Source organism: Sphingobacterium sp. SGR-19 (assembly GCF_011043555.1).
Lineage (GTDB): Bacteria > Bacteroidota > Bacteroidia > Sphingobacteriales > Sphingobacteriaceae > Sphingobacterium.
The window spans coordinates 171,071-183,879 of record NZ_JAAKGS010000005.1; the positions used below are offsets into that span (position 1 = coordinate 171,071).

At 41.4% G+C, this 12,809-nt stretch carries 14 protein-coding genes; 4 read left to right on the top strand and 10 right to left on the bottom strand.

Annotated elements, in window-relative coordinates; translation table 11 throughout:
* Window positions 1-2: 2 nt before the first annotated feature.
* Window positions 3-797: a diadenylate cyclase CdaA gene (gene cdaA / locus G5B43_RS11455; protein WP_165294889.1), complete on the bottom strand. Its 795-nt coding sequence runs from the start codon at window positions 795-797 to the stop codon at window positions 3-5.
* Window positions 798-884: 87 nt separating this feature from the next.
* Here cdaA and G5B43_RS11460 point away from each other — a divergent pair, with 87 nt between their 5' ends.
* On the top strand, window positions 885-1,604 hold the full coding sequence (locus G5B43_RS11460; protein WP_165294890.1) for a pyridoxine 5'-phosphate synthase: 720 nt from the start codon (window positions 885-887) through the stop codon (window positions 1,602-1,604).
* A 30-nt stretch (window positions 1,605-1,634) separates the two neighbouring features.
* Here G5B43_RS11460 and lepB read toward each other — a convergent pair whose 3' ends face one another.
* Genes lepB through G5B43_RS11485 form a run of 5 tightly spaced genes read right to left on the bottom strand, consistent with a single transcriptional unit; the run spans window position 1,635 to window position 6,394 of the window.
* Entirely contained in the window at window positions 1,635-3,128 is a 1,494-nt protein-coding gene (gene lepB, locus G5B43_RS11465; protein WP_165294891.1) for a signal peptidase I, read from the bottom strand.
* 8 nt (window positions 3,129-3,136) lie between these two features.
* Window positions 3,137-3,877, bottom strand: a complete 741-nt coding sequence (gene dapB / locus G5B43_RS11470) for a 4-hydroxy-tetrahydrodipicolinate reductase (protein WP_165294892.1) — start codon at window positions 3,875-3,877, stop codon at window positions 3,137-3,139.
* An 18-nt stretch (window positions 3,878-3,895) separates the two neighbouring features.
* On the bottom strand, window positions 3,896-4,678 hold the full coding sequence (locus G5B43_RS11475) for a DUF5683 domain-containing protein (protein ID WP_165294893.1): 783 nt from the start codon (window positions 4,676-4,678) through the stop codon (window positions 3,896-3,898).
* Window positions 4,678-5,595: a ParB/RepB/Spo0J family partition protein gene (locus tag G5B43_RS11480; protein ID WP_165294894.1), complete on the bottom strand. Its 918-nt coding sequence runs from the start codon at window positions 5,593-5,595 to the stop codon at window positions 4,678-4,680. Before G5B43_RS11480 ends, G5B43_RS11475 begins: the two co-directional genes overlap by 1 nt.
* A 1-nt stretch (window position 5,596) precedes the next feature.
* Window positions 5,597-6,394 (bottom strand): ParA family protein, encoded by a 798-nt coding sequence (locus G5B43_RS11485; protein WP_130142573.1) that lies wholly within the window; start codon window positions 6,392-6,394, stop codon window positions 5,597-5,599.
* 220 nt (window positions 6,395-6,614) lie between these two features.
* Here G5B43_RS11485 and G5B43_RS11490 point away from each other — a divergent pair, with 220 nt between their 5' ends.
* The gene (locus tag G5B43_RS11490; protein WP_165294895.1) at window positions 6,615-7,136 is read left to right on the top strand and encodes an NADPH-dependent FMN reductase; all 522 of its coding nucleotides are present in this window, start codon (window positions 6,615-6,617) and stop codon (window positions 7,134-7,136) included.
* On the opposite strand, the gene G5B43_RS11495 is transcribed toward G5B43_RS11490, so the two are convergent.
* The 3 genes from G5B43_RS11495 to G5B43_RS11505 all read right to left on the bottom strand — a co-directional run bounded on the left by G5B43_RS11495 (window position 7,133) and on the right by G5B43_RS11505 (window position 9,120).
* The gene (locus G5B43_RS11495; RefSeq protein ID WP_165294896.1) at window positions 7,133-7,963 is read right to left on the bottom strand and encodes a UDP-2,3-diacylglucosamine diphosphatase; all 831 of its coding nucleotides are present in this window, start codon (window positions 7,961-7,963) and stop codon (window positions 7,133-7,135) included. The genes G5B43_RS11490 and G5B43_RS11495 overlap by 4 nt on opposite strands.
* Before the next feature lie 77 nt (window positions 7,964-8,040).
* On the bottom strand, window positions 8,041-8,691 hold the full coding sequence (locus tag G5B43_RS11500) for a 4'-phosphopantetheinyl transferase family protein (protein WP_165294897.1): 651 nt from the start codon (window positions 8,689-8,691) through the stop codon (window positions 8,041-8,043).
* Window positions 8,692-8,745: 54 nt separating this feature from the next.
* Window positions 8,746-9,120, bottom strand: coding sequence for a hypothetical protein (locus tag G5B43_RS11505; protein WP_165294898.1), 375 nt, complete (start codon window positions 9,118-9,120; stop codon window positions 8,746-8,748).
* Window positions 9,121-9,245: 125 nt separating this feature from the next.
* Between G5B43_RS11505 and G5B43_RS11510 the strand changes: the two genes are divergently transcribed.
* Both G5B43_RS11510 and G5B43_RS11515 read left to right on the top strand, forming a co-directional pair.
* On the top strand, window positions 9,246-11,105 hold the full coding sequence (locus tag G5B43_RS11510) for a sensor histidine kinase (protein WP_165294899.1): 1,860 nt from the start codon (window positions 9,246-9,248) through the stop codon (window positions 11,103-11,105).
* A gap of 13 nt (window positions 11,106-11,118) precedes the next feature.
* Window positions 11,119-11,805, top strand: a complete 687-nt coding sequence (locus G5B43_RS11515; protein ID WP_165294900.1) for a response regulator transcription factor — start codon at window positions 11,119-11,121, stop codon at window positions 11,803-11,805.
* 29 nt (window positions 11,806-11,834) lie between these two features.
* Here G5B43_RS11515 and pfkA read toward each other — a convergent pair whose 3' ends face one another.
* Window positions 11,835-12,809, bottom strand: coding sequence for a 6-phosphofructokinase (gene pfkA / locus G5B43_RS11520; RefSeq protein WP_165294901.1), 975 nt, complete (start codon window positions 12,807-12,809; stop codon window positions 11,835-11,837).

Below are 12,809 nucleotides of genomic sequence, written 5' to 3' on the forward strand. Positions count from 1 at the left end.
TGCTATAACTCCTCCCTTAAGATTTTCTCCAATTCCTCGGGGCTGAGGTTCATATTGATGTTTCCATCTTTAGCAAAAGATATTTCACCTGTTTCTTCTGAAATAATAACCGCAACAGCCTCCGATACTTCGGTAACGCCGATGGCCGCCCGGTGACGTAGTCCAAATTGCGGGGGTAAATCCTCGCTATCGGACAACGGTAATACACAGCTCGCCGTCATGACGCGAAAGTCGACAATAACGACGGCACCGTCGTGTAGCGGGCTGTTTTTGAAAAAAATGCTTTCCAATAGACGCTTCGATACGGGAGCATCGATGTATTCGCCGCTCGATTGATAGTACTCTTCGTCAAAATAGCGGGAGAATACAAGCAAGGCTCCGGTGCGGGAGCGAGACATGCTACGACAGGCATCAATGATAGGCTTTAGCTGTTCACCATTGTCAATCTGGGACGTTTTTTTATTATTCAGGAAAGACAGGAAGAACTTTTTCCGTCGCAGCGAAATGTTCTTTCCAATATGGATTAAAAATCGTCGTATCTCCTGTTGGAAAACCACTATTAATGCGATCGAACCAACGGATATGAATCCTCCAAAAATCTCGGTAAGCAGGCGCATTTCCATTTGTTTCACGACCAGATAGATACCATAGAAAAGACCTACCCCTATCAAAATATTAACGGCAATAGTACCCTTTATCAAACTATAGATATAATAGATGATAATGGCCACCAGTAAAATGTCAATGATGTCCAATAGGCGGAAGCCGCTGAGAATATTTGGGTCAAGATTATTCATTATCTGTTTGCAATTTAAGGTTTTTTTTGGATTTTCGTAAGGGTTTAGCATGCTATGCCCTTACGAAAATCCAAAAAAAGAAACACCATGACAAAACTATCTGTAAATATTAATAAGATTGCTACACTGCGAAACTCCAGAGGAGGGAACATACCTAATGTAGTGGCTGCGGCATTAGCCTGTGAACGTTTCGGAGCACAGGGGATAACGGTGCATCCGCGCCCCGATGAAAGGCATATCCGTTATCAAGACGTTTATGATCTCAAAGCGGAAGTAACGACGGAATTCAATATAGAGGGAAATTGCCAGGAACAAAAATTTGTAGATCTGGTGTTGGCAAACAAACCGACACAGGTGACATTGGTTCCGGACGCACTTAATCAGATTACTTCCAACCACGGATGGGACACTATCAAGCATCGCGATTATTTAAAAGATATGGTGAAATTATTTCAAGATAGTGGAATCCGGGTGTCTATTTTTGTTGATCCTGATGAGGAGATGGTTGAGGGAGCGGCAGAAACGGGGACGGATAGAATAGAACTTTACACCGAAGCATATGCAGCGGAATTTGGTTACGATGATCAAAAAGCTATAGCGCCGTATATAAAGGCTGCCCGAAAGGCACAGGAAGTGGGGCTTGGGTTAAATGCCGGCCACGATTTGGATCTTCATAACCTAAAATATTTTAATGAACGTATACCGGGACTCCTCGAGGTAAGTATTGGCCATGCGCTTATTGCCGACGCATTGTATCTAGGATTAGAAGAAACTATCAAACGGTATTTGTTAGCATTAAAGGCTTAGATACAGGGGCCAAGCCCTGTATCTAAGCCTTTAATTAATTCCCTTAAATATTCTGTTCCATCGTATTTTAGAAAGAAATGTGCCTTTTTCATCCCAACTCATCCATGTAAACAGGGCTTTGCCGACAATATGGTCTTCGGGAACAAAACCCCATGAGCGTGAGTCTAACGAGTTATGCCTGTTATCTCCCATCATCCAATAATAGTTTTGTTTGAATGTATAGCTAGTTGCTTTTTCACCATTGATGTAATAGCCGTCGGATTTTTTCTCTAGTGTATTGCCTTCGTAGGCACGTATGGCACGTCCGTATAATGGGATTGTAAGGGAATCCAGCGTAACCGTCCAACCCTCGGCGGGAATAGTGAGGGGGCCAAAATTATCAATGGTCCAATCATAACGTTTATCGTGGGGGAAGGCGATATCGTATTCATCGACTATCATCTCAACGTCTCTTACATTTCCCCACGTTTTGATCATTTCCGCCTGTTTTACAGTCATGTGCATCACATAAACACTAGGATCACTTGGGGCCTGTTGGAAGTCAATTCGTAAATCGTGCATTCTTTCTCTATTGAGTCCAGATCCATCCGTATACACTAAATAGTTCGTTTGCATCTCGGGCGGGGTAAAGGCGGGTTCACCATTTATCATTAGTTTTGTCCGTTCCAGCGATATAATGTCTCCAGGCATTCCGACGCAACGCTTGATATAGTTTTCGCGCTTATCAATAGGACGGGTTGTGATAGTAAACTGATTGTGTACTGCTTCTTTCCCCATAGCGCGTATCAGATCTGCATAGGTCGTTTCTTGATATTCTAAAGCTACGGTATCTCCCGCAGGGAAATTGAATACAACGACATCATTTCGCTTAATTTTCTGGAAGCCGGGAAGCCGTTTGTAGGGTAGCTGTATAATCTCAGAATAGGCTTTCCCACCTGTTATCGGCATCGTGTGGTGTGCAAACGGAAAAGCAATGGGGGTCATCGGTATACGGGGGCCATAATTGAGCTTACTCACGAATAAGAAGTCACCAATCAATAGGCTGCGCTCCATCGATCCAGTAGGAATCATATAGGCCTCAATGAGAAAGCCTCTAATCAATGACGCCGCTACGGTGGCGAAAATAATGGCATCGGCCCATTCACGTGCGACAGACTTTTTGTATGGGTATTTTTTATTGAATTCTTCTGTATTCGACTGCCCTAAGTATTTCACATTGGAATCTCTTCCCCATATTGGCAAAAATATAAAAGGCAATAATACCGCTACAACAGTTTCCCAGAACCGGCGTTTCCCGAAACTTTTTAGAAAGTCGAGATACAACGCGTAAAAGATAAATATGTTGACGATCGGTACCAGAAGGAGGATAATCCACCATGTGGGGCGAGCAGTCAATTGAGCCATGACGTATTCCCTATAAAATGGGATAATGGCTTCCCAGCCCTGCTTGCCAGCCTTTCTGAAGAGCAGCCACAAGCCGTATAGCGTGGCAATCGTTAATATGGCGAAAATGATATAATACATAGTTGTCATTAAATAAAATCAAACATTTCTGTTACCTGATAAAACCCTTTTTTATCTTGTACCCATTCGGCAGCGACTACCGCGCCCAAAGCGAAGCCAGCACGGCTATGCGCCGTATGTTTAAATTCGATTTGGTCGACTTCGGAACTGTATAAAACGGTGTGTGTGCCAGGAACCTCTTCGATACGGTGGCTTTCAATAAGTAATTCGTCTGGTTTCGGAATAACTTCCTCTCCTTCGCCGATAACATCATTGACCCATTTTGTTTTACTTGGAGTGTTTTCTAAAATTCCTTCCGCAATGGTAATTGCCGTCCCGCTGGGAGCGTCAAGCTTGTGGATATGGTGTATTTCTTCCACTTGCGCATCATATTGTTTGTAAGGACTCATTGCTTTCGCCAGCAGTTTATTAATATGGAAAAAAACGTTTACGCCGATGCTGAAGTTAGAGCCGTAGAGCATCGTTTGGTTTTCATCTTCGCATATCGATTTTACTTCATCCAAATGGGTATACCAACCTGTTGTGCCTACTACGATGGGCAAATTAGCTTCAAAGCATAAATGGATATTGTCCAGTGCTGCTGCAGGTTCACTAAAATCTATAGCGACGTCGGCGTCAGCGATATCACTTGCTGCAATAGATTCGCGGTTGTCTTTGTCAACAATGAGAAAAATTTCATGACCACGCTTCGTCGCAAACTTTTCAATAAGCTGGCCCATTTTTCCGTAACCTAAAATTACTACTCTCATATCTGATAACTGGTTAATTTATTTTAAATTCATTGTAAGTTTGATGCCAGGCGTCACACTAAAGCCTCCCAAAGCGTGCGAACTTGCTAATCCTGTATTCATGCTTGGGATAAGCGTAGGGCGAATTCGCATGGTCATGTCGGAACCGATATTCCATCTGTATTTCAACATGGAATCCACGTAGGCTTCGACAACATTCAGCCCCCAGAAACCGGCTGTAATCAGAACCGTTAAATCCCGGTTCCGTCGTCCGTAGTCTTTTTGTCGAACCAGACCCTCCGTTTCCCAGTATAACAGGTCGAGATCCTGTTTATCACCATTAGTTGTAATCCGATAATCCAATTCATCCAGAAATTTTTTATAATACCATTGCCAGTAATCAAAAACGACGTATCCCGTAACCAGTCCTCCGTAGATAATAGGTACTTTAACCCACCATAATCCTTTATTGGTGTATTGTCCCCAGCCTGGTAAAATTAAAGAACGTCTCCAAGCTGTGCGGGAAATCTGTTCGATTTCCAATCGAGCTGAATCTTTTTTGATGTCTTTATAATAGTATTTTTCTCGTTCTTTCTCTGCTTTTTCTCTTTCTCTGCGCTCTTTTCGGGTTTCCTTCCTTACACTGTCCTGGACAGCTCCGAGGGTGTCTTGGGGCATATCTACCGAATCCTGGAGCGCGATCTTCGTTTTAACGGTATCTGTTACCGGAGTATCTATGGTTTTAGTTGTCGTATCCTGCTCCTGCGCGTATATGCTTAACGTCGCGGAAATAATGAAGAACAGTATGGATATATAGCGCATTACCAATCCAATAATTCCAAGATACGACTTAGGTCGTCTTCACTCTCAAAAGGAATCTCAATAGCTCCTTTACCCCTACTGTTTTTCATATTTAACTTTACACGGGTAGAGAACCTAGAAGCCAGATCATCCTCGATTTTCTGGTACTGGAAATCTAGTTGCTTTCCTACAGGAGCTTTCTTCGGCTTGTTCTGTTGCTGTATATTACGCACTAAAATTTCAGCCATCCGTACAGAAAGACCTTTGTCGATAATTTCCTGATAGACATACAGCTGTTTTTCTACTTCGCCTACATTAATTAAGGCGCGTGCATGACCCATAGAAATATTTCCATCACGGATACCTGCTTGAATGACTGGAGGTAATTTCAGCAAACGAAGATAGTTTGTCACGGTAGAGCGGTTTTTACTTACCCGTTCGCCGAGTTCTTCTTGTTTAAGGTTACACTCTTCAATCATGCGCTGGAAACTCAATGCAACTTCAATGGCGTTGAGGTTCTCACGCTGGATATTTTCGATAAGCGCCATTTCCAGCATCTGCTGGTCATTGGCTGTACGCACATATGCGGGGATGTCATCGATACCCGCTAATTTCGCTGCCCGTAAGCGACGTTCTCCACTAATTAATTGATATTCATTTTTTCCTACCTGGCGTACAGTGATAGGCTGGATCAGCCCTTGTACTTTAATAGATTCGGAAAGCTCCTGCAAAGCCTGTTCGTCGAAATCCGTACGGGGTTGGAAGGGGTTAACGGCGACCTGGCTAACCTTGATGAAGTTGATACTGCCGGCAGCCGTATTGGTATTTTCTTTCGTTACAGAATCTGCGTTACCCGCGTTCTTTGTCACCTGCACATCGTCACCTTGCAGTAGTGCACCCAATCCCTTTCCTAATCCTGTTTTTCTTTGTAATGCCATACTATACTGTTGCTGTTTGCGAATTCTCCGTAACTAAACCGTTTTTTTGTAATATTTCACGCGCGAGATTTAAGTAATTGATAGCGCCTTTACATGATGCATCGTGCATAATAACGGAAATACCAAAGCTAGGCGCTTCGCTTAACCGGGTATTTCGCTGAATGATGGTGTCAAAAACTAGATCGCTGAAATGTGTACGAACCTCTTCCACTACTTGGTTCGATAGGCGTAGACGTACATCGTACATCGTTAATAGGATACCTTCGATTTCTAAGCTGGTGTTCAATCGTGTTTGAACGATTTTAATCGTATTCAATAGTTTTCCCAAGCCTTCCAATGCAAAGTATTCGCATTGTACCGGAATAATAACCGAGTCGGATGCGGTCAATGCATTTATAGTGATTAATCCCAAAGAAGGTGAACAGTCTATGATAATGAAGTCGTAGTCGTCTTTCACTTCATCCAACATCTTCTTCATTTTAAACTCTCGTTCATGCATATTGATCATTTCAATCTCTGCACCTACGAGATCAATATGTGCAGGTAGCAAATCAAGATTAGGCGTGTCTGTTTGTTGGATAGCCTCCCGTGGAGGTAGGTCATTCACTAAACATTCATATACGCTCGCCTTGATCACCCGAGGGTCAAAACCAATTCCCGAAGTGGAATTTGCTTGAGGATCGGCATCTACCAACAATGTCTTATGCTCCAAAACAGCCAAACTTGCCGCCAAATTGATGGAAGTTGTTGTTTTTCCTACACCGCCTTTCTGATTGGCTATTGCTATTATTTTTCCCATGAGATTCAACCCCTTTTTTATCTAAACGCCGACCGAATAAAACTTTCCCAAAGTTACTGCCAAATTTACATTCCTACGATAAAGCAAATGCTTAAATGATGTTAAAAATCGTATTTTTGGCAAAAGCCCTTACCCAACGGCTAAGGTTGCTAAGATACAAAAAAATAGCATTACCCTTTTATTAGAATGAGGGCTTTTTATAACAGCACTATTTTATAATATGAACTTAATTATATCGGGAACAAATCGCGAACGGAGTAACTCTTTAAAAATAGCTAAATATTATCAACAGGAGCTACAGCGGAAGGGGGAATCGTGGGAATTGCTCTCGCTGTCAGACTTACCAAGCGATATCACGGTTACGGATCTATATGGGAAACGTAGCGAAGCTTTTAAACCTATACAGGCTTTGGTGTCTGCAGCACATAAATTTGTCTTTATCATTCCCGAATACAACGGGAGTTTTCCGGGGATATTAAAGGTGTTTATAGACGCATGTTCTTTTCCCGCTTCTTTTTTTCACAAAAAAGCGGCACTGGTAGGTGTGTCTACCGGGAAATACGGGAACATACGTGGTGTGGACCATTTCACGGGGGTGTGTAACTACATGCGTATGCACGTATTACCACTGAAAATCCATCTATCAAAAGTACATGATGAGTTAGACAATGATGATCAACTTATCGATGAGTTGACGACGAAATTTGTGCAGGAACAGATTGACGAAATTGCACGTTTTTAGATAGGCCCGTTAACAATACTGTTTAACAGCTCTTCTACATTGTTTTTAAATGGTGTGGTTTCCATAGGTTGCTGTTCAAGCATATCTTTGTGTTTTTCGTAGTTGAACAATTTCCAGCTGCCTTGATTATATTCTAAGGCGGTGAGATTCTCGATCCAATCTCCAGAATTCATGTAGGTGCAGGTACCTTTCTTTGTTTCTATTTGCCGGATTTGTGGTTGGTGAATATGGCCACAAATTACATAATCATAACCGTTTTCAATAGCGAGGTGCGATGCAGTTTCTTCAAAATCCGAAATGAATTTTATCGCTTTTTTTACAGAGTTTTTGATACGCTTTGATAAGGAATATTTTTCATAACCTAATTTAACCAATCCCCAATTGATGATATTATTTAGTTGGATTAAGCGATCGTATCCCCAGCCACCAAGCTTGGCGAGCCATTTGGTGTGTTGGATGGAAGCGTCAAAAACATCGCCATGAAAACACCAAACTTTCTTGTTGTCGATATCCATAAGTTTTCGATTGGTCAATTCGATACGTCCAAACTGCATTTTCCCGAACTTTCTCAACATCTCATCGTGATTGCCGGTGATGTACACGACCTCACAGTCGGTATAGGCCAGATCTAAGATGTATTTTAATACTTGTAAATGGGATTCAGGAAAATAACTTTTTCTAAATTGCCAGATGTCAATGATATCTCCATTGAGAATGAGTTTTTTGGGTGCTATAGAGGACAGGTATCGCAGCAACTCTTTTGCTTGGCAACCGTACGTTCCTAGATGGACATCGGAAATAACGACTAATTCAACGTTTCGCTTCATATTCGTTTTTCCAAAGAAAACCTTTTTTTGTTAACCTAAGATGTGCTGAGAATTAACAAATTATCAAATTCTTCTCTTCATGCCTTCAATTCGGGCTCAACCACGTAACCGAGCATATAGTCTTGAAATTTTTCGTAGTACACTTGGAAAGACTTCATTAATCTACCTTTACGGAGCATAACTGTCATGACACCTTGCGGTTTATATTGGAAAGGTAGGATAGTCATGTTTTCGAGAAAAGAGATACCTTTATTGCCCTGGAGTTTATACACAGCTTCTTTAGCACACCAACAGGCGTATAATTGCTCCGTATTATCGTTCTGTATGAAAGCCAATTCATTAGGTTTCATGAATTTTTCTTTGATGCGCAATACTTTGTCTTTAACAATTTCGAGATCGATGCCACAAGGGCCTTTCCGGCTCATGATCAGTCCGGCATAGTCGTAGGAATGTGTAAACGATATTTCATATGGATAATTCGGTAAATAGGGCTTTCCGTTTTCATCAGATGGGCAGAAAATAAACTCGTCCGTTTTGAGGAGGTAACGAAGGAGGACGCGTGATGCCAACCAGTGTAATGTTCGTTTCCCTTTGCTGAAACGTTCCAATACAGATTTCTCTTGTTCATCGAGCTGCAAACGGTCTAATAGTTCTTCCGCTGTTTCCTCTATTTTCCATATAGCAAATTTTGTATCGCTATCTAATTCCCGAAGGTATACCAATGCCATAACCAAATGTAAGGAAAAGTCTCAACATGAATACGAAGATGTTGTGGTGATATTCTATTTTTTCTGCGGTGTTCTTCGGATGATAACTTTCGGTCGGGGTACCTGATGAGGAATTGTGTCATGCTTATCTAAACTATCTGTTCCCGGCATAGGGGCTAGTCCTCTTCCAGATAGTTTTCTTACAGGTGTTGTATAACCTTTTGATATATCATCTCTACGTGTGGGAATCTCCATGCTTTTGGATTTACGAGTTTTACTACTCCCCATAATTATCACTCGACCAGTGTCGGGTTTTAAGAGGAGTATTGAACTGTCTATCGTCGCACCCTGGATGCCAATATGCTGAAAAACGCTTCCCTTTTTTTCGGTTTGTTGGGCAAATGCTACCGTGAATAACATGCCTGTACATATCGTAAAAACGAACTTCATATCATGATGAATAAGTTTGCAATTATTAAAGTTACGTAAAAAAGTTGATTTATAGGCGATTGCTGTTAAATAGTGTTAAAGGCTGAGCTTTAATGCAAAGCCTGCCTATTTTTGTAGATAGAAGGATGAAGAAGCGAAGTATCACACTGATCATATGGTTAATGTCTGTTGCCCTCATAGGGGTAATGGCCATGCAATATTATTTTATCAGAGAGTCCTTTAAACAGAAATCTCAACTTTTTGATGAAGCAGTTACCGCGGCACTCGCTTCGGTTGCCAGCAAGATTGAAAAGCAAGAGATATTTGAATTTGCGCGCGAGCAGGATCGTATTAATCAAGAGAAGTTCAAGGCCGACCAAGCTATGCGGGAGCGTAATGAGCAGCTTTTGGCAAGCCAATTGCAAATTCAGGAGAAGATAAAAAAGCTGCAACGGCAGCAATTTGATTATCAGCAGCGCTACCGAGAAGAGGAAGAGAATTTAAAAGCACTTGTTCCGAATGCGATTTATGTCAACAATGCGTTTTACGAAACCTATATAAGAAGAAAGCGATATCAGACCTATATCGACTTCAATGTCGTCAATAAATATTTGGGTGAAGGATATATTGATACCGATATACAATTATCTGCGAAGCGTGAGGTGCCTTTAGTTCCGGCGAAAGACGATAGTACACGTTTTATTATTCCGTATTTCAGAAACAATAGGGTAGAGGCCATGCAGACAGCTACGTTGATCCCACGAATAAATCGGGAAATCGCAGGCCAATTGCAGGAGCTGGAGAATGAGCTGCTCGTACTGAACGCCAAGAAACTGCAGCAAGCAACCACACTTTTTGATACATTAGCTATTATAGGGGGCAAAAGCGAACACATCTTAAAAGATATTGAGTCGAGCATATTACTTGCGAAAAAACCTTTTCGCGAGCGTTTGAACATCAAATATTTAAAAAAGGAGCTGGATACGGAATTGAACAAACGCGATATTTATGTGCCTTTTAATATCGAAGTGAGGGATGATCAAAGCTATATCATATACGAAACCCTGCAAAGCAACAATCCGAATGCAAAAAAACAATTCGCGAAATACAGTACAAAGCTATTTGAAAACGATTTGAACAGTTCACCGGGTCTTTTGTCAATTTATTTCCCAAATAAATCCTCGGTGATCCGCGATACCATGAGCTATATGCTCTTGCCTATGATTGCACTGTTGGCGTTGCTCATCGGTGCTTTTGCTTATACATTGAGTATTATCTTCAAGCAAAAGAAGATTTCGGAGATGAAAACGGATTTCATGAATAACATGACCCATGAATTTAAAACACCGGTGGCAACGATTATGATAGCTAGTGAATCCCTCCGCGATCCCGAAATCTCCGCGGACGGCAAGCGTGTAAATAGATTGGCTAATATTATTTATGATGAAAATGTTCGGCTTGGTAACCATATTGAACGGGTATTAAATATTGCTCGCTTAGAAAAGGAGAACTTAAAAATAGAGAAAGTGGATGTTCACATCAATGCGGTTGTTTCCGGTGTTTTAGACAGTATGAACCTACAACTCCAGCGTGCTAACGGTGTACTCCATACAGACATATCTGCTCCGAACGATTTAGTCATCGGGGATGAGCTCCATTTATCCAATGTATTTTTTAACTTAGTGGATAACGCGATCAAATATAGCAAAGATGCCCCCGAGATTACCGTAAAAACGTATAACGCGAAACATCATGTTGTCGTTACGATTGCGGATAAGGGAATGGGCATGACGAAAGATCAAAAGGAAAAGATTTTTGATCAGTTCTACCGAATTCCGACAGGGAATGTACATAATGTCAAAGGGTTTGGGTTAGGACTAAGTTATGTTAATGATATTGTAAAACGGCTTAACGGTAAAATTCAGGTGAAAAGTGAAAAAGACAAAGGCACAGTCTTTGAGTTAACTTTTCCTTTGAAAGGTGTTACACCTGATCGAGAAGCATAAAACTGACATTCGTATGCAAAAAATATTACTGGCTGAAGACGACCCGAACTTAGGCGAACTTCTAAAAGACTACTTAGAATTAAAAGGAAAATTTGACGTCACGTTAGCTCAAGATGGCGAGGAGGCGCTTACAGCTTTTCGTAAAGACAAATACGACCTGTGTATTTTTGACGTGATGATGCCGAAAAAAGACGGCTTTTCATTAGGTAAAGACGTTCGTAAAATGGACAAAACTATACCTATCATCTATGCCACAGCGAAAGGTATGATGGAGGATAAAACACAAGCATTCGAATTGGGAGGAGATGATTACATTACCAAACCATTCCGCGTAGAAGAATTATTACTTCGCATCAATGCATTGCTAAAGCGTGTATCCAAGGATAAAGAAGAAGAGTTGGCAGATAAATTTGAAATTGGGAATTATTTCTTCGATTACACTAGCCAAATTATCTCTTTTAAAGGTCAACAGCAAAAGTTGTCCACCAAAGAAGCTGAATTGTTGCGGTTATTGTGCCTGAACAAAAATGATGTGCTTACCCGCGAGGAGGCTTTAGTGAAAATTTGGCACGACGACAATTACTTTACTGGTCGTAGTATGGATGTGTTTTTGAGTAAATTACGTAAATATCTCAAGGAAGATCCTAATGTGGAAATTGTCAATGTACATGGAAAAGGATATAAACTACTGGTAAGCTAGAAGGGGCGCACCCGATGCGCCCCTTCTGTTTATAACGATAGAATTTCGACAATTCTAGTTAAGTTCTCGTTTATCTTATCGATATGCTTAATCGCTTTATTAAACGGAGTAAATTGTACTTGTCCGCAGATAAGCCCCGCCATTTCTCCTCTTCTTCCTTCCAGTAAACCTTCGACGGAAGCTACGCCTAATCTACTTGCTAAAACTCTATCCATACAGCTTGGACGGCCGCCACGTTGAATATGCCCTAATATAGAAAGACGAACGTCGTAATGCGGAAAATTCTCTTTGATTTTATCTGCAACTACTTCACCGCCCTCTTTATCGCCTTCCGCTACAATGATGATACGGGAAGATTTATTTTTACGCGATTTGTCCAGACGTTTCATGATGGCATCATAGTCTACGGTCAGTTCAGGGATTAATACGGCTTCTGCACCTGTACTGATACCGGAACGTAATGCAATCAGCCCGGAGTCACGCCCCATAACTTCAATAACAAACACACGATCATGAGATTCAGCTGTGTCTCTTATCTTGTCAACAGCATCAACTACGGTGTTGATAGCGGTGTCATATCCGATGGTGAAATCCGTTCCGGCTAAATCGTTGTCGATAGTGCCTGGCATCCCAATGATAGGAATATCAAATTCTTCTATAAACTTAGAGGCTCCTGTAAACGTTCCATCCCCACCGATCACAACCAAGGCATCAATACCTAACGTTTTAATATTTTCATATGCCTGTTTACGTCCCTCGTAGGTTTTGAATTCTTCACTTCTAGCTGTTTTAAGGATGGTACCGCCACGTTGAATGATATTGGCGACCGATTTGGCGTCCATAGGAACGATTTCGCCTTTTACCAGGCCATCATATCCCCTAAGCACGCCGAACATATTTAAATCGTTGTATATCCCCGTACGTACTACTGCACGAATACCCGCGTTCATTCCCGGAGAATCTCCTCCGGATGTCAAAACTGCAATATTTTTTATAGTTCTCAT